The organism is Sporolactobacillus sp. BBK16-2 (assembly GCF_059878335.1).
On sequence record NZ_CM187611.1, the window covers coordinates 3,099,424 to 3,120,981 of the forward strand.

Here is a 21,558-nt window from a genome sequence, read left to right on the forward strand (position 1 = left end):
CTCAGGCTCTCATTTTCCAGCTGTTAAACGCGTAAAAAATAAAATAGCTTGCAAGCGCCGCAACTAAATAAAACCCCGCCGGATATTTTAGGGACAGTCCAGAAACAGTTCCTAGGTGAAAATAATCCCGCACGAAATCAGCAGCAAAAAGCATTAAGAGCGCAAGCCAGCTGCTGACAATTGATTTCCTTTTAATCATCTGCTTTCGTTCATCCTGAGTGCGTCCTGAAAAAACAAGCCCATCTCCGGTCAGCCAATCAATCACGAAAAACAGGATAAGTCCGAGTAAAGCGTATACACTCCATTCAAGCAGTGAGCTTTTAATGAAATCCGACATGTCAAGACACCTCGTTATGTAAAATACTTTTGACATCATTATATGTGGAATACCTCAGGGGTGTCAAATACTTTTTACATACTCATCTTGGCAAGTCATCCTTATACTTTTTTCTCAAAGCGCTCAATTGATCCAATCTCTGCATATTTTTGTCTTGCTGTTTCTCACTGAGCGACAAGATCAGATTCTCAACTAGGTAAGTCGCTGCAATCATGGAATGAAATTCATCCTTTTCTCCTCGACTCGCAAACAAAAGAGCATCGAAGGCATGATGCGTCCGAAGCACCGGCTGATCGGTAATGACAATCGTCCGATAGCCTGCTGATGCTCCATAATCCAGCAGCACGTCTCCTTCCTTTAATATTCGTGAAAAAGCAAAAATCAACACGACGCAGTTTTTGTCAATATGGACCAAATCCTCGAGCAGCTCGCTCCCCCATTTGCGCAGGATAACAACCGTTACGCCAAACCGAGCCAACCGGTAATTCAGCAATTCCGCAAGGCCGATCGATGGTCCCGGAGCATAAATATAGAGCTTCTTCGCTTCCTGAATCAAAGTAACCGCACGCTCGAAATAAGCCTTGTTGAAATGATTCAACGTCACCTGCAGGAGCTGGACACTCTTATTCAAATGATGAATCTGTAATTTGGTGTGTTCAAGATCGTCAATGGTGTTCATCATTTTTTTTGCCGGCGTAATTTCAAGATCTTCTCTTAATTTCCGCTTGTAATCTTTCAAATTTTTAAACCCAATCATCATCCAAAAACGGGAAACAGAGGCAATGCTCACTCCTGATTCTTTAGCGATTTCTTTTTCAGTCAACAGCATAACTGCTGATTCATTGTGCTGCAGCCATTGGGCAATTTTCAGATGTGTCGGCGAAAGCAGGCTGATATTAATGGGACTGCGACTCATGAGATCACCTTTTTTTGCTTTCATCATAGCATTAGCGTCGCTGATTTCGCAGTTCTATGAAAATAAAATTACATTATTATAGAAAATAATAATTTATTTACACTAGATTCACATGATTCCCACGGTTCATTAACAGTGATTTTCTATACTACAAGAGAAGTTAAAATTCAGGAGGGACACCAATGACGCAAATCAAAGAACGCTACACGCTGACCCAGCCCCAGAAAATGATGGTTTTTATCTTGTCGATGTCTTTATACGGATTATCCAACATGATTACCGAACTTGTACCGGAAGTAAATATCGGACCTGTTAATTTCTCAATTGAGTACTTCGCATTTATTCCTTTGACGCTGTGCATCCTGTTCCATCCTTTCTATGCCGCAATCGGCGCATCTGTCGGTGAAGTTATTTTCGGCGAAGTGATGCTCGGTCAGTTCAGCGGTTTCGGAGAAATAGAGAAACTGGTCATCTTCACCTTGGCGATGTATGTTGCCGGAATCATCGTTAACAATCCCAAGAGCCGGGTTCAAGTCGGCATTGCCGCAATGACCGGTGTGATTATTCACCAATTTCTCAATATGATTTCAGATATTACCAAGGTCTGGATCGGCGTCGATGACTTTGAAGCCGTTTCCGGTCTTCCTCAAAGTGTAGTTGCAATCGAGGGCTTCTCATTCCTGAATGACGTGCTGTTCTCGGGGATCCTATTTGCCCTCCTGCCAACGCTCTACCTCGTTCCGCGTTTGTATGGAAAAATCGAACCGCTGCTCGGCATGAAGCCGCGCGATAACAAGACCAAATATCCGATCAGCGGCATCCTTAAACCACGTTTCATCATCATCGGTGTCCTGCTTTCGGCTGTCGCGATGGGATGCGAGTTCCTGTCTGAAGCCGGGATTGATATCTTTGAATGGGAAGCAGAATTTGGAGACACGGCAATTTGGATCAGTCTGGCCGCAGCCGCTGTCGTTGCCCTGATCACCATCATTGTACTTGTTACAGGAAAAAACAAAGCGAAGCGCAGTATGGCCAATGAATGAACTCATTCATGTGGAGAACGTGACCTTTCAATACCCAGGCGCCGAACATCCGGTTTTAAAAAAAATGAACTTATCCGTTGAAAAAGGCGAGTTTCTTGCGGTAATCGGCAGCAACGGAAGTGGAAAATCAACCCTGTGCAAGCTCTTTAACGGGTTGATTCCCCATTTTTACACCGGAGATTTTGAGGGCTCCGTAACTGTAAACGGATTGAATATACTCAACAGCAGCGTCGCCGATCTATCCTGCCATGTCGGCTATGTATTCCAGGACTTTGAAAATCAGCTTGTTCAGGCGCGTGTTTTGGAAGATGCCTCGTTCGCTCCGCTTAATTTCGGCATGGAGGATTACTTGCAGCGTGGTCGCCGGGCACTGGAACTCGTCGGGCTCGCCCATTTGGCGGATGAATTTGTTTGGCAACTGAGCGGCGGACAAAAGCATTTGCTCGCACTCGCCGGCTGTCTGGCAATGAATCCAGACATCATTGTCATCGATGAGCCAACGGCGCAACTGGACCCTTATCATGCCAAAGAGATCTATGAGGTTTTGAAAAAGTTGAATAAACAGTATGGAAAAACAATCATATCGATTGAACACCATACCGAATTTATCGCTGAATACTGCGATACGGTTCTTCTGCTGAATAAGGGATCAGTCATTTGGAAACGGCCGATGCGTCAAGCGCTGTCTGAAGTCGATCTATTAACAGAATTGAACATTTACCCGCCTCAGGCAGCCCAGGCTGCCAGCCGGCTCGGTGCCGATCACGTGCCGATCACCTTAAACGAAGCGGTTGCTTTTTTCAAAGAAATGATTCCGCGAAGCACGCCATCTGTCACAAAGCCTGAGCCCGTACAGGCTCAGGAAGAGCCGGTCATCCGATTTGATCAGGTCGGCTTTTCTTATAAATCGATGAATAAGAAACAAGCGCAGGTTTTAAAGAATATTAATCTTTCACTATTCAAAGGCGAACAGGTCGCCATTGTCGGCAACAACGGTGCGGGCAAGTCAACCTTGCTCCGGCTGATCACCGGCGTCAAAAAACCGGAAAGCGGTACGCTCACCGTCCGCTCGCAATCCGTCGCTTCATGCACACCGGAAAAAATGGCGGATCACGTCGCCTATATCTATCAGAATCCTGAGCAGATGTTCATTGACGATTCAGTAAAAAAAGACGTTGCCTTTTTCCCAAAGGCGAGAAAAATCAAGGACTATGAAAACAAAATTGATGAGATTTTGGAGCAGTTCGATTTAGTCGACCTGCAGGACAAAGACAGCCGTCTGATGAGTGGCGGACAACAGCGCCGGGCATCACTTGCAATCGGTGCCGCCATGAATCCGTCGGTCATTCTGCTTGATGAACCGACTGCCAGCCTTGATATGGCAACACGAAAGCACCTGACACAATTCATCTTGAAATTAAAGGAACAGATCGATCTTGTCATGATCGCCACCCATGACATGCAGCTTGTCAGCGAATGGGCGACGCGCGTTATTGTGCTCCATCATGGGCAGATCATTTTTGACGGCGGCAAAGAGGAACTCTTTTCAAACCCGGCGCTGATGGATAAAGCCGGACTTGTCCCCCCGCAAATCGTTACGCTCAGTCTCGCATTGAACGTCGATCCGGTTGACTATTCGGTTGATTCCTTTATCAATCGATTTAAGGAGGTGCCAGAAGAATGGCCGCTGCAAAAAGCTTCGCAGATAAATTAAGCTTCGAACAGATTAAGATTGAGTTGCTGAATACAGCCTATGGCAATGACCGAACGCTGATCGCAAAGCTGGATCCGCGGACCTTGTTCCTTTGGTACACCTTTTTTGGGATCGCTCCGTGGTTCATCTATAGCAAAATGATACTCGCCGGCATGCTGGTCTTTGTGATTGGCACAACGATTATGACTAAAGTCAGTCGGCTCATTATTTTCATCTTAATCATGGGATTACTTGGCGAAAGCGGCTACCTGCTTATTGCATCGTTTTTTTTCGGAGGCAACTTGGGGATTATTGTCCCACTCCTCACGTTGACCATGAAACTATCAGTCATTTCACTCGCCAGTATCACCGCATTCTGTTCGATGAGTCCTGAGCGATTAGGTGAGGGCCTGCTTCGCATCGGCGTACCGGGTCAGGTATCGTTCAGTATCTCCTACGGCTACCGAATGCTGCCGACCTTGTTTGAAGAATATAATCACATTTTCATGTCCTATCGCCTGCGTGGAAAAAGTCCCGAAAAACATGGACTTTTCTACTTTCGAACAGTGATCTATTTTATTAAACTGGCGGTCAAGTCCTTCTATCCACTGCTGCTCAGCATGGCCAAGCGTGCGCGGACAACCGTTGAAGCACTGGAAACCAAGGGCGGTCAATATGCATTTAGAAATCCAGCAGTGAAAAAACTTAAGCTGGCAAAATTGAGGATCGGTAAAAACGATTATTTCTTTTTGCTAATTTCTGTTCTGTATTTAATGTCGATCTTCATTTCAAGTCATTATGTTCAATTTTAGGAGGCCGAGTACGTGAATATTGATTTTCATACCCATGTTAAAGTTGCAAAGAAGTCCGATTTTTCCCCGGACTATTTTAAAGAAATGATTCATGAGGCAAAGCTTGCCGGGCTTGACGCCATCGCACTAACCGAGCACTTCAATACATCCAGTCTTGAGACGGTCTACAACTACCTGGACGAAAACTATGATTACGTTCAAGATTATTATGACGCGGACGGTCTGAAGATTTTCCCGGGGATGGAAGTGGATGTTCGCGAAGTCGGCCATATCCTCTTAATCAGCCGCCGCGAAAACCTTCGTTCCATGTTTCAAACGCTGAAGCATCATTTAAGCAAGGACAAGTTCCTGCCATTCAGTGAGCTGATGGATCTAGCTGAACAGTATAACGTACTGAAAATCGGTGGGCATCCGTTTCGCCCGGCGACCCCTCTGACTCAGCATGCACCGCAGCAGCTCAAGCGGCTCGACGCTCTGGATCTGAATGGAAAAGATCTGTATACGCTGGGCATCGAAGAGAACCAAAATAAAGTTTATCCGTTCGCGCGTTCACTTGGTCTGCCCGTAACCGGGGGCAGCGACACTCACCAATTCATGCAATACGGAACGGTGATCAACACATTACGCGATGACTGCACGACGATTGATCAGCTTAAAGCAGCAATAGGCAATGGCGCCTATGCCATTCATATATCGGATGACCTGTCTTTACGTGTTAAATCAGCCACTATAATTAAAAAATTGGTGAAACAACTGCTTGAGAAAGAAAATGCGCTTCACATTAATTAAATTAAATGCAATTGCAGTAAAAAACCTTCCTGTCATTAAGACATGGAAGGTTTCTTTCATTTTATATAATTGTTCGTAATTAACGTTTTTCCCATGTTTCATGAATAAACGCATCGCGGCCGGATTCCACACGTTCAGCCTTGTAACGGTCCGGGTGCTTTTGGTAGAACTTCTGGTGCTCCTCTTCCGCTGGATAAAACGGTGCCGCAGGAAGAATTCGAGTCACGATCGGTTTGATAAAACGTCCGCTCACGGCTAAATCTGCTTTGGATTGCTCTGCCGCCTTCTTTTGCGCCTCATTGTGATAGAAAATCGCGGTCCGATAGTTGTCGCCGCGATCAAAAAACTGCCCGCCGTCATCGGTCGGATCGACCTGAGTCCAATATAATTCGAGAAGCTTTTCGTACGGAAACAATTCAGGATCAAAAAGTATCTGAATGGCTTCCATATGGCCGGTTGTTCCGGTTTTCACCTGCTCATAGGACGGATTTTCAACCGTACCGCCTGTATAGCCGGAAACGACTTTTTCAATTCCCGGCAATGTATCGAACGGCTTAACCATGCACCAAAAGCATCCTCCGGCAAAGGTCGCCGTATCAAGATTTACTGTCATCTGCTTTTTCTCCCTCTTGCTGCTCCGGCTCATTTTTCACCAAGGGAAGCCGCACATTGAATGTCGTCCCCTTACCGAGCTCGCTTTCTACATCAATCTTCCCGCGATGCTTTGCCACGATCCATTCGGCAATCGATAGACCGAGACCGGTACCTTTTTGACCGGTACGCGCGCTGTCCACTTGATAGAACCGATCGAAAATGTGTTTGGCATCTTGTTCTGATATTCCGCATCCGCTGTCGGATACGGTCAGCCGGGCAGACTTGTTCTCCCGCGCGCATGCAACTGTAATCTTTCCACCCTTTGGCGTAAATTTCATCGCGTTATCCAAAAGGATGACAAGCAGCTGATGCACACGTTGTTCATCACCATTAATGTAAATGGGATCGTCCGCCCCGTCAAGTATGAAGAATTTCTCTTCGAACTCTGCCATTTCCGAGAAGGGTTCGGTTACCTTTCTCAGTACCGCGCTCAAGTCAAGCGGAGCCAAACTTACTTCAAGCCTATTCGCGTCCGAACGCGCCAAGGTCAGCAGATTTCCGACAAGTTTGGACAGCCTGCGCGTCTCGTCAAGCATGACCGCAATATCCTCGCCGACCTCCTGAACCTTTTGCCGCGGCTGCCGAAGCAGACCTTCGATTTTCAGTTGGATAATCGAAAGCGGTGTACGCAACTCATGTGACGCATCGGCTACAAAGCGATTTTGCCGATCCCATGCCTTTTCAACCGGTCGAAGCGCGTACCTCGCAAGGAAATAGCCGACAACAACAGAGACAATTGCTCCGCCAATAAGCCCATAAACAATGATCATACTTAGCGTGTTTAACAAATTTTTCTCCGGTGTCACGTCAACGCTGAAGATAATCTTAAGTGATTGACCATCGACTTTCCCGGTTTTGACCAACAAGTGATAATAATTTCCGTGTGCCTTCTTTTCAACAATGGTTCCAGAAGTCGTCTTTAAGAAAGGTTTAAAAAAAATTTTTGCCTCTTCAGTGCCCGGATAGGCGTCCATACTTGATACAATTTGCTTATTGGTGCTGCTCGCGATCACCCATCTTAATCGAGGATTGTCGCGCAGACGCTGCACCATTGCTCCTTGCCCTTGCATGGGGCCTCGAAGAAACAGCTTTACTTTTCCTGAAAATGCATCTCTCAGCATCTTATTACTGTCTCGAAAGGTCACGCCCTGTTCATAGAAATAAATGGTCCCACTTAAGATACTGAGTAGCAAAATCAGCAGTATTGAATTCAAAATCGTTAATTTGATAAGCGTCCTGCGAAAAAGTGTCATAGGCAATCACTTATCCGTCATCATATAACCGATACCGCGGACAGTTTGGATATCGGAGTCATAGCCGTATTTCTTCAATTTTTTTCGTAGTTGATGGATATAGACCTCGACAATACCTACCGTTGTATCCGAATCAAAGCCCCAAATCCGGTCAAAAATCTGCTCCCGGGTGAGTATTTGGTCTTCATTCTGCACCAGATATTCAAGTAAATCATATTGTTTTGTCGTAAACGAAAGAATTTCTCCATCGACTTTAATTTGTTTGCGTTTGTTGTCAATCTCAATGCCCTTATAGTGAAGGATATGGTCAAGTGCCATCGGCGAACTGCGACGCAAGACTGCAGCCACTCGTGCCTTTAGTTCCTGGTTCTGAAACGGCTTGACCATATAATCATCGCCGCCCAAGTTCAGCCCCTTCACACGGTCATCGACGGCGTCGCGCGCCGTAAGAAAAATAATCGGCGTTGCTACTCCTTTTTTTCGAATCCGCTCTGTGACCTCAAAACCATTCATCCCAGGAAGCATCACATCAAGAACAATCGCATCATATATATTCTGCTCCGCTAAATACAGTGCATCGTCGCCGTCCTCCGCCGAGTCGACCGTATACTCATCTGCGAGCAAGCGGACAATTTCTTGAAGTAGATAGTGATTATCCTCAACAACCAGCAGCCTCATCGTCAACACCTCACATTTCTCATTCCTGCACTTATTGTACAACATAACAAACCTTTATTGAAAATGGCTCACTCCATACGAAGGGCCTCAATCGGATTAAGTTTTGACGCTTTATAGGCCGGAAATACGCCAAACACAATGCCGACGACCGCCGAGAACAGGAACGCTGCTGCCATAATCGGCAGTGAATAGACAATGGTCCCTCCTACAGCCAGCGCATAAATCTTCGCAGCCAGAACGCCGATACCGACTCCGCAAAGTCCGCCGAGCATACTGAGGACGGCTGCTTCAATCAGGAACTGAAGCATAATATCTTTTCTTTTCGCTCCGATCGCTTTGCGTATGCCGATCTCCCGCGTGCGTTCCGTAACCGATACGAGCATGATATTCATGATGCCGATGCCGCCGACAAGCAATGAGATGCCTGCAATTCCGGCAAGTAGCATCGTCATCGTGCTGGTGACCGAGCTCATCGCTTCCATTACATCTTGCTGATTAACAACACTGTAATCATCTGAATCGCTGTAGGTTTGGCTCAACACGCGAGAAATGCCCGCCATTGCCCAATTTACAGAGTCCTGACTCTCAGCTTGTGCATAAAACTGCGTAATATAAGTCGTACCGATCAGCCGCTGCGCAGTCGAAAATGGGAGAAAAGCCGCATCATCACTGCTCGATCCCATTGATCCGCCCTTGCTGTTCAGGACACCGACGACCAGATAGCTTTCACCGTCAATCAATACTTTTTTATCGATCGGTGATTCATTTTCAAAAAGGGTCGTTGCCAGATCGCTACCTAGAACAACGACTTTCTGGCGGAATTTATTATCCAATGAGGAAACAAATCGTCCCTGTTTGACAGTGAGTTGTCTGATCGATAAATAGCTGGAGGTTGTCCCGGTCACACTGACCTGGGAGGTTGTGCTGCCGTTGCGCAGCGTACTTCTCCCGCTTAGTACCGGTGCCACCGATTTCACGCCGGTCGCCTGCTTGACCTCTTTCAAATTATCCATTGTGAAATGAGTATCCGTATTTGTAATGTTCACTGTTATAAGATTGGTTCCAAGACTATTGACACTGTCGGCAACCGACTTGCTGGAACCTTGTCCTATGGCTAGTAGAGCGATAACCGAGGAGACGCCGATAATAATACCGAGCATGGTCAAAAATGAGCGCATTTTATTTCCCTGGATATTGCGCACAGCCATTTTTATCGAAGTAAAAAGATTCATCAGATATGTTCACCTTCCTGAAGCCTGCCGTCACGAATGCTGACTGTTCGTTTTGCCTTTCTTGCCACATTCAAATCATGGGTGATCAACACAATCGTGCGTCCGCTATTATTCAGAGTGGTCAACAGCTTCATAATGTCTTCACTGGTCTTGCTGTCCAGTGCCCCCGTCGGTTCGTCGGCAAGTAAAATTTGCGGCTGCCCGGCGAGTGCGCGAGCAATGGCTACACGTTGCTGCTGACCTCCTGAAAGCTGGTTGGGAAGATGCGTTGCGCGTTCTTCAAGCCCGACCAGTTTCAAGCATTCCAAGGCACGGGCTCGCCTAATTTTTGCCTTAACGCCGCGATAGAGCAGCGGCATTTCCACATTTTCAACCGCAGTCAATTTTCCAAGAAGATTGAAGTTCTGAAAAATAAAGCCGATTTTTCGATTCCTGATTTCTGCTAAATCGCGATCCTTAAGGCTATCAATGTGACTGCCGCCCAGAGTGTATTCGCCTGCATCTGGTTTGTCGAGACAGCCCATCATATTCATGAGTGTGGATTTACCCGATCCGGAAGGCCCGACAATGGAAACAAAAGCACCTTCCTCAATAGTAAGATCGATATGATCCAGAGCATGAACGATATTGTCGCCTAATTTATAGGTCTTCTCAATCTTGCTCATCGAGATCATGACTTCACTCATGGCCGCGTTCCACCACCGTTTCCACTACGAGTCCCGCCAGTACCGCCGCCAAAGCTGCCTTGTCCGCCTCCGAAGCCGCCACCATTCATGGAAGGTGTCATTTGAGTTTGACTGCTTGACGATGATGAAGAGGTACCGGATGATTTGGTGATCGCATTTAATTGGACGGTCTGTCCTTCCTGAAGACCGGATTTAATTTCGATATATTGATCATTATGAATACCGACCGTCACCGTTTGCTGCTTGCCCCTTGTTGTTTCCACATTGCTGAAGCGGCCCGATGCTTCCTCACCGCTGCTATTTGAATTTGAGGAAGACAAATATACATAATAGCCGTCACCACTTTGATGTACAGCACCCGATGGTAAATATAGAACATTTGTTTTCTTTTCAAGAACAATATTTGCTGTCGTTGTCATGCCTGGTTTAAGTCCGGTTGATTTGGATAAATGCACCGTTACATCAAAAGAAGAGGTTCCATTTGTATCACTGCCTTCCTTAGCGATTGACGTCACTTTCCCGCTGAACGTTTTTTTCGGATAAGCAGCAACGACAACGGAGACGGATTGTCCGGTTTTAATTTTCGGAATATCCAGTTCGTCAATAGAAAGTACCGTGCTCAGATCATCATAGCTCTTTAAATGAGCGACCGTCTGTCCGGCATTTACGCGATCACCTGCATAAACTGTAAAGCTTGTTACAGTACCTGATTTAGGAGCTACAAGCGTTGTACCGTCTGTAAAGGTAAGCAGTTTGTCACCTTTTTCCACTTTATCATTTTTTGCGACAGAAACGCTGTAAACCGTTTTCGAGGCGTCATCCGCGTCAATCGTCACGTCCTTATCAACAGTCGGTTCTAATGATCCGGATCCGCTGACATCGGTGGAGATCGTGCCTTTCTGAACCGTGGTTGTCGGAATCATGGTTTGATTATCCGAGGACTTGTCCCTCGTGAAATACCAGAATGCTCCTCCCCCTCCAATAGCAAGTACTACAACAAGAATTAAAATCCAGATCTTCTTCATTATCCAAACCCCTTCACTACTTCAGATGTTTTGTTATGGACTTCAGTTTAAGGGGGGATTCTTAAAATTTGCTTAAGGATTTAAAAACAGCTGATGGTGTCCTGAGGAACCTATTCGATCCAAGCGACTCGAAATTAAGTAAGGTAGTTCGATTCGGAGTTTTACACCATAGGCGCAACTGAAGGCAGCCCTATTGGTGTCTCATATGGAAAAAGCAGCTTCATTCTGATGAGGCTTTTGATGACAGCTCTGTTTGTGCGCGGTGACGGTTCAACAAATTGAAAAACGGCGGAAGAAGTGTACAGATGGCAAGCACTCTCAATACCTGCACTGCAACCACAAAAGTAGAATTGGCATGGAGTGCCTCCGATGTTACCGCCATTACGTCAATGCCGCCCGGTGCAAAGGCCAGAATCGATGTAACCGGGTCAATTCCGGTTAGACCCGACACGAGCAAAGCGCAGAGGAACATGGCTGCCGTCAGTCCGATTGAGCCCATAAGTCCCACAAAAGCAATCCGAGCAACGTCCAAAAACATACTTCGCTTCAGCCGTGCGCCGACACATGCACCAATCGTGATTTGAGCCACGATCACAAGAAGATGCGGCTGCCACACGGGCAAAGCATTCGCTGTTGCCACGCCAAACACGATCTGCGCTGCACCGGCACCGATCATGCTTCCGAGCAGCCAAGGGGCGGGCATTTTTATTTTTTTCCCCAACCAAGCACTTATTACAGCGATTATGATGAGCAGAAAGAGTCCTGCAGCGGTTGCCGGATTCAGCGTTTTCACAACTTCAGCAGCCGCCGGCTTTGCTTGAACCGGTGCATTCCAAATGGATACAAGGACTGGCACTGTGCTTTCAACTAGGATCACCCTCATTGTCTGGATAATGCTGACAACTGCCATGTTCGCCCCGCTGTCTGCCGCAATGCCCACCATCGAAGACAATCCTCCGGGTGTTGTTCCATAGAGACTTGTACTGAGATCCGTCTTACTGAAATGAAATAAAGTAAATCCGCTTGCAAGAGATAAAGCAATGGAGGTTAAGATCATGATGATAATCGGCAGCCATCCATGGCGCAATGCATCCAGGATTGATCCATTGACTTGCATTCCGATCTGCACACCAAGCAGGAGCTGGCCGGCCTTCAACCAATAACTCTCCATCCCTTTTTCAGTACAAAGCCGCCTGATCCACCTTGGATTCAACAGTGAAAGCGCGCCTGCCATGATCAAGGTTCCAATCATCCATCCGATTGAAAGTCCTGCCAAAGTAAGCATCAAGCCTCCGGCGCTGCAAATCATGATAAAAACTAGGTTTCTTCCGCTTAATGCTAGGCTTGACCTCATTTTCTTCCTCCTCTTTAAAAGCTTAGTATAGCAATATTCTATCACGCTGATTGATGAACACATTTAATTAAAAAATTGACGCGGTTTGCTGCCGCGCCAAGGAAATCAATGATTTATTTTTTAAAATGATAGGGAACCGTTGCAATAACAACATCTTTGTGACGGATCAGACTCGCTTTGATCAGAACACCAGATTGATTATGCAGCAGGCTCTGCCACCATTTTTTTGTATAAAACTGCGGGAATACCACGGTTACTGTAGCTCCCTGCTTATCTGCTTTATATTTTACAGTGGTGATAAATTTATCAAGCGGACTGACAATACTTCGATATGGTGAATGAAGCGCAATTAGCCTAACCCCCGGATTCCATTCATTCCATTCCTGATTCATTTTATTGATCGCTGCCGGGCTGTCGCCGACAAATACGGCAATGACATTACCGGATAGTGATTTAGCGTACGTCAATGATTGCTCTACGACTTTTGTAATTCCGGCAACCGGCACAACAATGATATTGTCGGACGCATGAACGATTGGCACGGGCTCGGAAAAATCAACCCGCAGCTGTTCGGCAACAAGCATATAATGTTCATGGATTTTATGAAAAACAGTAACCACAATCGGCACAAAAATCAGTACGGGCCAGATTTGCGGAAATTTCGTCAAAAAGAATATAGCAAGAATCAGATAACAAATTAATGCTCCGAGCAAGTTGATCATCAGTTTGCCCTGCCAGCCCTTTGGCCGTTTCTTTAGCCAGTGGACAATCATACCCGTCTGTGAGAGTGAAAACGGAATGAACACACCAACTGCATAGAGTGGAATCAGATTTTCCGTTCTTCCTTCAAAAATAATAATGAGCACAATCGAAAGAGCACCTAAAGTTAAAATACCGTTGGAGAAACCCAATCGATCTCCCTTGACCTTAAACGGTCTCGGCATATATTTATCCCTCGCTAAATTAAATGCGAGCAGCGGAAATGCTGAGTAGCCGGTATTCGCGGCGAGAATCAAGATTAATGCCGTGGACACTTGAATAATGTAATAAAAAAGATTGCGTCCGAACAAATTGCCCGCCAGCTGAGAAAGCACCGTCTGATCACTTTCCGGATGAACGCCGTACCAATAGGAAAGATAAACGATTCCGGCCAGAAGTACCGCAAGCACGCCGCCCATCATGAGAAGCGTCCGAGCAGCATTCTTGGGTGCGGGATCCTTAAAGCTCGGAATAGCATTAGAAATTGCCTCGACACCAGTCAGTGCAGAGCATCCTGACGAGAAGGCACGCAGCAAAAGAAACAGGCTGACTCCCATCACCGGCGTACCCAATGCCGCATGTTGATGCATGGGAACAGTATGTCCGGTCAATGCAGCAAAAAGTCCGCCGCCAATGACCAGCAGCATCATGAGTACAAAGAAATAAACCGGATAAGACAATAGTGTTGCCGAATCCGTTAATCCTCGCAAATTCAGAATCGTGATCAAAATGACGATAATGACAGCAACCAAAACGGCATGCTCATGGAGCGATGGAAATGCTGAAGTAATCGCATCCGTACCTGCTGAAACACTAACTGCTACCGTCAAAATATAGTCAACGAGCAGTGCTCCTCCTGCAGTAAGACCAAAGTTAGTGCCAAGGTTTTCTTTTGCAACCATATAGGCTCCGCCGCCTTGCGGATAGGCAAAAATAATCTGTCGATACGACAAAACGAGTGCAATTAAAAGAATGAGAACGCCAAGAGAAATCGGTAAGGAAAACCAGAGTGCACTGCTTCCTGCTGCCATCAAAACTATTAGGATCTGCTCAGGTCCATAAGCAACCGAAGAAAGTGCATCAGAGGACAGAACAGCCAAGGCTTTGAATTTATTTAATTTTTGATTGTGCGATTCATTTGACTTAAGCGGCCTGCCGATCAGCAGCCGTTTTAATTTCGTTAACATAAATGTGCCCCTTCTTCATGCAGTATTACTTAACTCTTTGAAGTGAATGAGAATAGATTTTTGGCAATCTTCCACAAGATCTATTGCGTTATACTCCTTCGATTTGTGCAGATTGATTGTATGCCTCATTTTTGAATGAAGCAACACAGAAAAATTTGGTAATGATACGTCTTAGACATCTACTGAACAGGTGCAGAAACTGGAAGTTCTTATCTATTATAAGTTGAATTATTTTTTAATAAAGGCAGCGCCATTAATATCTTATCTTTACTCTTTATTATTTTATGAAACAAAAATCAACAGTTTAAGAATAAAAGCGCATCATTCGTCATCATTTCCCAGGTAATAATCAGCAAGCGACATCATTTCCCTTTATTTCCATGTTTACCGCAGCTTTTTTCGTGTCAGTGACAGCATGACGACTGTACCAATAATGCATGCCGCTCCCATCCAATCAAACACTGTGAATGGAACATGCATCCAGGCAACACTGACAATGGCTGCAGACAGCGGTTCGGCGCAGCCAAGCAGACTGGTTTCTATTGGTTTTAAATACTTCAGGCTGGCCAAATACAAGTAAAATGCAAGCAGTGTGCCAAAAAGAATGACAAAAGCAATGTCCATTATTAATTGAACGGAAAGATTTCCGTTGAAATGCCAAGGTGGATACAGTACGCTCATTGCGATTCCACCAATGACCATCCCCCAGCCGACAACAACTCCGGGACCGAATTGTTTCAGTAGTTTTCCAGGCTGTGTCGCATAGATGGCACCGCCCAGTGCCGACATCAGTCCCCAAAAAACGGCAAGCGGAGCAATCGACAACTGATCCGGATGCCCTTTTGTCGCTATTAAAAAAACACCAAGCAATGCCATTAAAATTGCCGCTAATTCTACTCCGGACGGTTTTTTGCGCCAACGGATCATTAAGTAGAGCATGATCAGGACCGGACTAAGATACTGCAGCAGCGTTGCCGTAGCCGCATTACCTGCGGCAATCGCTTCAAAATACGTATATTGAGCACCAATCATCCCGATTAATCCAAAAATAAGCATACCTGACACTGTTTTTCCATTTTTCCAAACAGACCAGGTCAGATGACGTTCTTTTCCAAATTGCGTCAAGATGAGCAGCAGTATGCCTGCCGTCAGCATACGAACAGAAGTCAGCCACCCGGCATTGATGTGCTGAGCTTCAAATAAATACTGGGCAACATTTCCAGAAACACCCCATAATGTCGCACCGCAGAGCACGAGCATCATACCGATCGACCGCTGCCAAGATCGTGTGGCAGCAAAGCGCCGCACAAGTTCTGCCACTTTTTTCTTCCTCTCTGTGTTCTTCGTCACATCTTATTATAATGAGACCGTCAACCGGTTCTCAGTTGAATAGAAACGAGTTCCCATGTATGATATAAGAAGTTTAGTTTAGCACAGTTAAGCAGAGTAAAGAAGAGCAGAGTTGAGAACAGAATCGTACATTTTTTAGTGACTTGCAGACGGCCGCTTTTATTCGACGTCTCTTTCTGATTCAGAGTTGCTCTTCTGTATAAATCTATTTATACAGGAGGTTGATAAGATGAGTATCTTATCACAAATTGACAAATCACAAGCATCCACTCTTTACACCACTGACAAGGGTATGATCATTACCCGCAGCCAGGTACCGATCTCTGGTGAACCGGCTATTTTAAATCTTGCAGAACGCCTTGATGAACACAAAGGCGCACTGTTCTCCAGTACCTACCGTTTTCCGGGCCGTTATTCGCGCTGGGATATCGGGTTTGTGAACCCGCCGCTTGAACTGACATCAAAGAACCATTCCTTTCAAATTAAAGCACTCAATGAACGCGGGAAGGTACTGATTGCCTTTCTGACTGATCGCTTAACCCATCCTGATTTAGAAATAACGTCCCGTCATTCATCTGCTCTGATCGGCAACATCCGTGTGACCGATGAAGCATTGATTCAAGAAGAGAATCGAACAAAGCGTTCTTCACTGTTCACATTGCTTCGAGAAATTGAAACACTTTTTCACATTGATGATGATTTTCTCGGCCTTTATGGTGCTTTTGGTTTCGATCTTGTCCTCCAGTTTGAGCACTACACTCTGAATAAAGATCGAAATTCGGAACAAAATGATCTGCAGCTTTACCTTCCCGATGAGCTGATTGTTGTTGATCGGGAGAAAAACAACGCGTATCAATTAACCTATGAATTTGCTTACGGAAAGCTTTCTACCGAAAACAAACCGCATTTCGGTGCAGTTGCCCGGTTCGACAAAAAATCGAGTGCTTCATCCGGTGTCGCTGATCAAAAAGGGGATTATGCCGCACTTGTACGCAAAGCAAAAGCAGCATTTAAAAAAGGCGACCTGTTTGAAGTCGTGCCAAGCCGTGTTCTGACTCAGCACTGTTCAAGTCGGCCTTCACATGTTTTTCAGCGACTGCAGCGCATTAATCCAAGCCCCTATGGTTTCCTCATCCATTTAAATAATGAAGAGTTTCTGATTGGTTGCTCTCCGGAAATGTACGTACGTGTCGATGGCGCGACAGTGGAGACATGCCCGATCTCTGGGACGATCCGCAGAAAAGGCTCTGTCATCGAAGACGCCGAACAAATCAAGACCTTGCTTGGTTCTAAAAAAGAAGAATCGGAACTCACGATGTGTACCGATGTCGATCGGAATGATAAATCGAGGATTTGTATCCCCGGTTCTGTTGAAGTGGTCGGGAGACGGCAGATCGAAACGTATTCCCATCTCTTTCATACGGTAGATCATATTAAAGGACAGCTGAAGGAAGATTGTGATGCCATCGATGCTTTTATCAGCCATATGTGGGCGGTCACCATCACAGGAGCACCAAAGCTTGAGGCAATGCGCTGGATTGAACAGCATGAAAAAACCGCGCGCGGCTGGTATGGCGGCGCGGTCGGCTGGATCGGTTTCAATGGTGACATGAACACAGGCCTTACGCTGCGCTGCCTGCGGCTGCAGCACGGGGAAGCCCAGATACGAGTCGGTGCAACGCTGCTCTATGATTCCGATCCGGAAAGTGAAGAAAGAGAGACATTGACTAAAGCCGGTGCATTAATTGAGGCACTTCGTCCATCCTCGTCCAAAGAGGAGTCCGTTGTTAAGCAAGTCGCGGGAAAAGAGGACCAGCACCCTCTCCATGTTCTTTTTGTTGATCATGAAGATTCCTTTGTGCATACCCTTTCCGGCTATTTTCAATCGCTTGGCGCAATCGTGACCGTTCGCCGAAGTCCGGCAGCCCGGCAAATGATCCGAGCGGGGTCCGAGCCCATTGATCTTGTCGTCCTTTCTCCCGGGCCGGGTCGTCCGGAACGGTTCAACATGCAGGAAACGATTGACCTTTGTTTGGAGCATCAGCTCCCACTATTCGGCATCTGTCTCGGCCTTCAGGGTATTGTCAATTACTTTGGCGGATCACTCGGAATCCTGCCAATACCCACGCACGGCAAATCATCAGTGATTCATCACAAGGACAGTCCTTTATTTCACAATGTTCCTCGGAATTTTAAAGCAGGACGCTACCACTCGCTTTATGTCGACCAGCTGCCGCCAGAGCTCAATGCTACAGCAGAATCTGACGATCATGTCATTATGGCTGTGGAGCATCGAAGCCTGCCGATCACGGCTGTCCAGTTTCATCCCGAGTCAATTATGAGCCTCGGAGAAAATGCAGGTATGAATATTTTGGAGAATGTTCTTAGAAGCGTTCGTCTTTATTCAGCCGTTCAACCTTAAGGCGGCTATGTCGTTTCATCATGGAGAGCTATTGGGTTTATACGCCGCATAATCTCCATCATTACTTTAGCAGGTGAATCATAAAGTAACGAATGAATGGAATCTCGGTGCATGGTAAACTTTAGGTAAAGGCTAAGTTATCGACAGTCAGGTTTAGATGTATGCCTTCGATGATTAGATGTGAGGAGCTAATCCGTTTTTCTTTTTATGGATGAGGGAGGATATCTATGAAAACAGCAGTATATGCCCATCGCGGCAGTAAATGCAATTGTCCTGAGAATACGCTTGATTCGTTTGAAGAAGCGATGCGTGTCGGAAGCGATGGCATTGAGCTTGATGTTCATTTGACAAAGGATCAGCAGGTCGTGGTTATGCACGATGAAAAGATTGATCGAACGACTAATGGCAAGGGCCAGATTAAATCATACACTCTAGAAGAATTAAAGCAATTTGACGCAGGATCTTGGTTTTCGCCAAAATTCAAAGGAACACGTGTACCTACGCTTATTCAAGTGCTTGAACTTCTAGCCGATTATCCCGGCGTTCTGAATATAGAGTTTAAAACCGACCGCAACGTTTATCCCGGTATCGAAGCGCGGGTAGCGCAGCTCGTCGATCATTATCGGCCGCATCTTCCCGTTGTCTACTCATCCTTCAATCATGAATCGTTGATCCGATTGAAGAAAATTAATCCAACTGCAGACATCGCACTTCTTTTATGGGAGCGTTTGGTCGAACCGTGGCGCTACACCCAACAGGTCGGCGCGACCGCTCAGCATCTCTGGCAGCCGACTGCTTTTTCTGAGACAGCAGCACAGCTCCAAGAGCACGGACTCAAGGTGCGCGCGTGGACAGTCAATCAGCCGAAAAATATGCAGCTTGCTTTTGAAATGGGTCTTGACGCCATTATTACCGATCATCCCGAGGCTGCTCTCGACCTGCGGAAAAGTTTTCAGAAGGTCGCAAAATAATACGGAAATGAAGTGTCGGGCAAGGTGCAAGTTCTCACGGAACCATTGGCACTGCTCGGCACTTTCGCTATAATACAATGAGAACGTTACCATTCAATGGACAACTAATCAGAGCCTTAATCGAATAGAAAACGAGGGATGAGTATGAACGGAAAACAATCAGCAGGCAGAGGCGCTGTTGATGAAATTAAAGAGGGAATGACCATCGGCCTTGGTACTGGATCAACTGTTTATTACTTTCTTGAAGCACTGGCTGAAAAAGTAGCAAATGGATTTACGATGACCGGGGTCGCGACATCTCAAAAAACCATTGACCTTGCCAGCGAATGGAAAATTCCGATGCGTGCGTTGAATGACGTCGCAAAAATCGATGTAACGGTCGACGGAGCCGATGAAGTAGATTCAGAATTAAACGGGATCAAAGGCGGAGGCGGCGCTTTGCTCTATGAAAAGCTGGTCGCCAAAGCATCCACGCGCCGCATTTGGATCGTCGACAATACGAAAAAGGTTGAACAGCTCGGCGCCTTTCCTCTACCGGTTGAAGTCGTTCCCTTCGGATGGAAGCATGTCAATGCCTATCTGTCTGAAAAAGGGTACCGCCCCGAACTTCGATGCGCCGCGGACGGACAACCTTACGTGACCGATGCGCATCATTACATTCTTGACCTTCACTTGCAGTCCATTTCCAATCCCGAACAATTGGCGAATGAACTGGATCATCTCACCGGAGTCGTCGAACACGGCCTTTTCCTCGGTATGACAGACAAAGTCATCGTCGGCTACCCCGACGGACATACCGATACTCTGAACAAATAATCTCACCTAAACCCCCTATCTGAAGCGCAGATAGGGGGTTTATTCTAATATTGCACAGTAAGGACAGACCGCGCAATACGGGGAGATTCGGTCTAACTCTCACTAGATTCGGTCCATTTTTCCATGGATTCTGCCTAACTTTTCGAGCGTTCGGTCTAATTTTTTATTGGTTCGGCCAAACCTCCGCTTTTCAGTCTAACTTTTTATGAATTTGGCCTAACTTTCCATGGATTCGATCTAGATTTTCAAGCGTTCGGTCTAACTCCTTCTCTTCGGTTCAGCTTTTCTCATATTATAAGTGTTTTTTCAATTGATACGATGTTGCGCAGTACTCTTCTAATGCTTAGTAAGTTAGCTAAGTCACAAAAAATAGTGTTCTTTTTTAATTATTTGGTTGACAGGATGTATAGTTGTAATTATAATGGTTACAAGAGGTGAGGGAAATGATTAATACTCGAGTTGCAGTTGCTGTTCATATTCTTGCTTTAATCGCCTCCAAGCCTCATGATGATTTAACGTCGGACTATATCGCATCAAGTGTGAACACCAATCCGGTCGTCATCCGAAGGCTGCTCGGTATGCTGAAAAAAGCTGAACTGATTCAGACTACTGCCGGCAAGGCTGGCGCCTCATTAACACGTGATCCTGCCGACATTTCGCTGCTCGACGTATTCCATGCGGTTGAGCCTAAAGACAATCTCTTTGCAGTCCACGGCAATCCGAATCCCCATTGTCCGGTTGGCAAAGGTATTCGGCGCGCACTGGACGAAGCGTTTGGCGCTGCTCAGGATGCATTAGAGCGCAAACTATCCAGTGAGACAATCGACGGCATCCTACATCAGCTTTTTGATAAAGCTTGATTTTTTGACATCTAGATGTAACTATTTTTGTTACATCAATAGTTTAGAAAAGGAATAAGAAAAAGCGGTAATAAATCGGCAATGGCTCTGCCACGCTGATTTCAAAAATACATGAAAAATTTATTGGGAGTGGATGAAAATGGCAAAATGGACAATCGATTCAGCACACACAGAAACAGGTTTCTCTGTAAAACACATGGGACTTTCTAATGTGAAGGGCAGTTTCAAAACAACTTCAGGTACTGTAACAACTGATGAAAGCGGAAAGATTACGGCAGTTGCCGTTTCAATTGATGTCGCAAGCATTGAAACACGTATTAAAGATCGTGACGCTCACTTGAAGAGCGCTGACTTCTTCGATGCTGAAAAATATCCTGAAATTAAATTCGAATCAACTAAAATAACATCAGCAGATGGTGGAGATTATACCATCGAAGGCAACCTCACCATTAAAGAAACGACGAAACCGGTAACCTTTGAAGCAGAAATTGGTGCGCCGATCGATGATCCATACGGCCTGAAGCGCAACGCTGCAAGTCTCAATTTCGCCATTGACCGCCGCGATTACGGTCTGGTTTGGAGCCAATCGCTTGCAAACGGCAATCTCGTTGTCGGCAACAAAATTAAGATTAGTGTCGATGCTGAATTCACCTTAAACGCTTAATAATTTCGTGAAAAAGAACGGATGGCTCATCTAAGCCATCCGTTCTTTTTTTGTACC

The 21,558-nt window shown here is 45.9% G+C and carries 20 protein-coding genes; 9 read left to right on the forward strand and 11 right to left on the reverse strand.

What is annotated here, in order from left to right:
• Position 1: 1 nt before the first annotated feature.
• Both AC6F33_RS15435 and AC6F33_RS15440 read right to left on the reverse strand, forming a co-directional pair.
• The gene (locus tag AC6F33_RS15435; RefSeq protein WP_500777404.1) at positions 2 to 337 is read right to left on the reverse strand and encodes a hypothetical protein; all 336 of its coding nucleotides are present in this window, start codon (positions 335 to 337) and stop codon (positions 2 to 4) included.
• A gap of 82 nt (positions 338 to 419) precedes the next feature.
• A complete protein-coding gene (locus AC6F33_RS15440; RefSeq protein ID WP_500777405.1) occupies positions 420 to 1,253 on the reverse strand; it encodes a MurR/RpiR family transcriptional regulator in 834 nt (277 codons plus the stop codon).
• 182 nt (positions 1,254 to 1,435) lie between these two features.
• On the opposite strand from AC6F33_RS15440, the gene AC6F33_RS15445 reads away from it, so the two are divergent.
• Genes AC6F33_RS15445 through AC6F33_RS15460 form a run of 4 tightly spaced genes read left to right on the forward strand, consistent with a single transcriptional unit; the run spans position 1,436 to position 5,590 of the window.
• The gene (locus AC6F33_RS15445; RefSeq protein ID WP_480948826.1) at positions 1,436 to 2,296 is read left to right on the forward strand and encodes a DUF8171 family membrane protein; all 861 of its coding nucleotides are present in this window, start codon (positions 1,436 to 1,438) and stop codon (positions 2,294 to 2,296) included.
• Positions 2,289 to 4,010, forward strand: a complete 1,722-nt coding sequence (locus tag AC6F33_RS15450) for an ABC transporter ATP-binding protein (protein ID WP_255749031.1) — start codon at positions 2,289 to 2,291, stop codon at positions 4,008 to 4,010. Before AC6F33_RS15445 ends, AC6F33_RS15450 begins: the two co-directional genes overlap by 8 nt.
• Positions 3,977 to 4,801 carry an energy-coupling factor transporter transmembrane component T family protein gene (locus tag AC6F33_RS15455; RefSeq protein ID WP_255749029.1) on the forward strand — a complete coding sequence of 275 codons (825 nt, stop codon included), beginning with the start codon at positions 3,977 to 3,979 and terminating at the stop codon, positions 4,799 to 4,801. The genes AC6F33_RS15450 and AC6F33_RS15455 overlap by 34 nt, the downstream gene beginning before the upstream one ends.
• Before the next feature lie 12 nt (positions 4,802 to 4,813).
• Positions 4,814 to 5,590 (forward strand): PHP domain-containing protein, encoded by a 777-nt coding sequence (locus AC6F33_RS15460; protein ID WP_255749027.1) that lies wholly within the window; start codon positions 4,814 to 4,816, stop codon positions 5,588 to 5,590.
• Positions 5,591 to 5,669: 79 nt separating this feature from the next.
• Here the strand turns inward: AC6F33_RS15460 and msrA are convergent, their stop codons facing one another.
• The 9 genes from msrA to AC6F33_RS15505 form a co-directional block, all read right to left on the reverse strand.
• Entirely contained in the window at positions 5,670 to 6,203 is a 534-nt protein-coding gene (gene msrA, locus AC6F33_RS15465; protein ID WP_255749026.1) for a peptide-methionine (S)-S-oxide reductase MsrA, read from the reverse strand.
• Positions 6,187 to 7,497 (reverse strand): sensor histidine kinase, encoded by a 1,311-nt coding sequence (locus AC6F33_RS15470; RefSeq protein WP_500777406.1) that lies wholly within the window; start codon positions 7,495 to 7,497, stop codon positions 6,187 to 6,189. Before AC6F33_RS15470 ends, msrA begins: the two co-directional genes overlap by 17 nt.
• A 6-nt stretch (positions 7,498 to 7,503) precedes the next feature.
• Positions 7,504 to 8,175 carry a response regulator transcription factor gene (locus AC6F33_RS15475; protein WP_500777407.1) on the reverse strand — a complete coding sequence of 224 codons (672 nt, stop codon included), beginning with the start codon at positions 8,173 to 8,175 and terminating at the stop codon, positions 7,504 to 7,506.
• Between the two features lie 68 nt (positions 8,176 to 8,243).
• Positions 8,244 to 9,407, reverse strand: a complete 1,164-nt coding sequence (locus tag AC6F33_RS15480; RefSeq protein WP_500777408.1) for an ABC transporter permease — start codon at positions 9,405 to 9,407, stop codon at positions 8,244 to 8,246.
• Entirely contained in the window at positions 9,407 to 10,093 is a 687-nt protein-coding gene (locus AC6F33_RS15485) for an ABC transporter ATP-binding protein (protein ID WP_500777409.1), read from the reverse strand. The genes AC6F33_RS15480 and AC6F33_RS15485 overlap by 1 nt, the downstream gene beginning before the upstream one ends.
• Positions 10,090 to 11,118 (reverse strand): efflux RND transporter periplasmic adaptor subunit, encoded by a 1,029-nt coding sequence (locus AC6F33_RS15490; RefSeq protein WP_500777410.1) that lies wholly within the window; start codon positions 11,116 to 11,118, stop codon positions 10,090 to 10,092. Before AC6F33_RS15490 ends, AC6F33_RS15485 begins: the two co-directional genes overlap by 4 nt.
• A gap of 220 nt (positions 11,119 to 11,338) precedes the next feature.
• Positions 11,339 to 12,472 (reverse strand): AbrB family transcriptional regulator, encoded by a 1,134-nt coding sequence (locus AC6F33_RS15495; RefSeq protein WP_500777411.1) that lies wholly within the window; start codon positions 12,470 to 12,472, stop codon positions 11,339 to 11,341.
• Between the two features lie 113 nt (positions 12,473 to 12,585).
• Positions 12,586 to 14,418 (reverse strand): potassium transporter KimA, encoded by a 1,833-nt coding sequence (kimA, locus tag AC6F33_RS15500; protein ID WP_480948834.1) that lies wholly within the window; start codon positions 14,416 to 14,418, stop codon positions 12,586 to 12,588.
• A gap of 384 nt (positions 14,419 to 14,802) precedes the next feature.
• Entirely contained in the window at positions 14,803 to 15,681 is an 879-nt protein-coding gene (locus AC6F33_RS15505) for an EamA family transporter (RefSeq protein ID WP_480948852.1), read from the reverse strand.
• A gap of 316 nt (positions 15,682 to 15,997) precedes the next feature.
• Between AC6F33_RS15505 and AC6F33_RS15510 the strand changes: the two genes are divergently transcribed.
• The 5 genes from AC6F33_RS15510 to AC6F33_RS15530 all read left to right on the forward strand — a co-directional run bounded on the left by AC6F33_RS15510 (position 15,998) and on the right by AC6F33_RS15530 (position 21,501).
• Positions 15,998 to 18,190, forward strand: a complete 2,193-nt coding sequence (locus AC6F33_RS15510) for an anthranilate synthase component I (protein WP_500777412.1) — start codon at positions 15,998 to 16,000, stop codon at positions 18,188 to 18,190.
• Between the two features lie 227 nt (positions 18,191 to 18,417).
• Positions 18,418 to 19,161 (forward strand): glycerophosphodiester phosphodiesterase, encoded by a 744-nt coding sequence (locus AC6F33_RS15515; RefSeq protein ID WP_255749017.1) that lies wholly within the window; start codon positions 18,418 to 18,420, stop codon positions 19,159 to 19,161.
• A 144-nt stretch (positions 19,162 to 19,305) separates the two neighbouring features.
• Complete coding sequence (gene rpiA / locus AC6F33_RS15520; RefSeq protein ID WP_255749016.1) at positions 19,306 to 19,977, forward strand: ribose-5-phosphate isomerase RpiA; 672 nt, start codon at positions 19,306 to 19,308, stop codon at positions 19,975 to 19,977.
• A gap of 443 nt (positions 19,978 to 20,420) precedes the next feature.
• Positions 20,421 to 20,837 carry an Rrf2 family transcriptional regulator gene (locus AC6F33_RS15525; RefSeq protein WP_255749015.1) on the forward strand — a complete coding sequence of 139 codons (417 nt, stop codon included), beginning with the start codon at positions 20,421 to 20,423 and terminating at the stop codon, positions 20,835 to 20,837.
• Between the two features lie 139 nt (positions 20,838 to 20,976).
• Complete coding sequence (locus AC6F33_RS15530; RefSeq protein ID WP_480948836.1) at positions 20,977 to 21,501, forward strand: YceI family protein; 525 nt, start codon at positions 20,977 to 20,979, stop codon at positions 21,499 to 21,501.
• The last annotated feature ends 57 nt before the right edge of the window (positions 21,502 to 21,558 follow it).

Coding starts and splice junctions, on each gene's coding strand:
- AC6F33_RS15515 (WP_255749017.1), top strand. CDS start 18,418: ATGAAAACAGCAGTATATGCCCATCGCGGCAGTAAATGCAATTGTCCT.
- AC6F33_RS15505 (WP_480948852.1), bottom strand. CDS start 15,681: ATGATGCTCGTGCTCTGCGGTGCGACATTATGGGGTGTTTCTGGAAAT.
- AC6F33_RS15445 (WP_480948826.1), top strand. CDS start 1,436: ATGACGCAAATCAAAGAACGCTACACGCTGACCCAGCCCCAGAAAATG.
- AC6F33_RS15435 (WP_500777404.1), bottom strand. CDS start 337: ATGTCGGATTTCATTAAAAGCTCACTGCTTGAATGGAGTGTATACGCT.
- kimA (WP_480948834.1), bottom strand. CDS start 14,418: ATGTTAACGAAATTAAAACGGCTGCTGATCGGCAGGCCGCTTAAGTCA.
- AC6F33_RS15470 (WP_500777406.1), bottom strand. CDS start 7,497: ATGACACTTTTTCGCAGGACGCTTATCAAATTAACGATTTTGAATTCA.
- AC6F33_RS15475 (WP_500777407.1), bottom strand. CDS start 8,175: ATGAGGCTGCTGGTTGTTGAGGATAATCACTATCTACTTCAAGAAATT.
- AC6F33_RS15490 (WP_500777410.1), bottom strand. CDS start 11,118: ATGAAGAAGATCTGGATTTTAATTCTTGTTGTAGTACTTGCTATTGGA.
- AC6F33_RS15495 (WP_500777411.1), bottom strand. CDS start 12,472: ATGAGGTCAAGCCTAGCATTAAGCGGAAGAAACCTAGTTTTTATCATG.
- msrA (WP_255749026.1), bottom strand. CDS start 6,203: ATGACAGTAAATCTTGATACGGCGACCTTTGCCGGAGGATGCTTTTGG.
- AC6F33_RS15510 (WP_500777412.1), top strand. CDS start 15,998: ATGAGTATCTTATCACAAATTGACAAATCACAAGCATCCACTCTTTAC.
- AC6F33_RS15440 (WP_500777405.1), bottom strand. CDS start 1,253: ATGAGTCGCAGTCCCATTAATATCAGCCTGCTTTCGCCGACACATCTG.
- AC6F33_RS15455 (WP_255749029.1), top strand. CDS start 3,977: ATGGCCGCTGCAAAAAGCTTCGCAGATAAATTAAGCTTCGAACAGATT.
- rpiA (WP_255749016.1), top strand. CDS start 19,306: ATGAACGGAAAACAATCAGCAGGCAGAGGCGCTGTTGATGAAATTAAA.
- AC6F33_RS15485 (WP_500777409.1), bottom strand. CDS start 10,093: ATGAGTGAAGTCATGATCTCGATGAGCAAGATTGAGAAGACCTATAAA.
- AC6F33_RS15480 (WP_500777408.1), bottom strand. CDS start 9,407: ATGAATCTTTTTACTTCGATAAAAATGGCTGTGCGCAATATCCAGGGA.
- AC6F33_RS15530 (WP_480948836.1), top strand. CDS start 20,977: ATGGCAAAATGGACAATCGATTCAGCACACACAGAAACAGGTTTCTCT.
- AC6F33_RS15525 (WP_255749015.1), top strand. CDS start 20,421: ATGATTAATACTCGAGTTGCAGTTGCTGTTCATATTCTTGCTTTAATC.
- AC6F33_RS15450 (WP_255749031.1), top strand. CDS start 2,289: ATGAATGAACTCATTCATGTGGAGAACGTGACCTTTCAATACCCAGGC.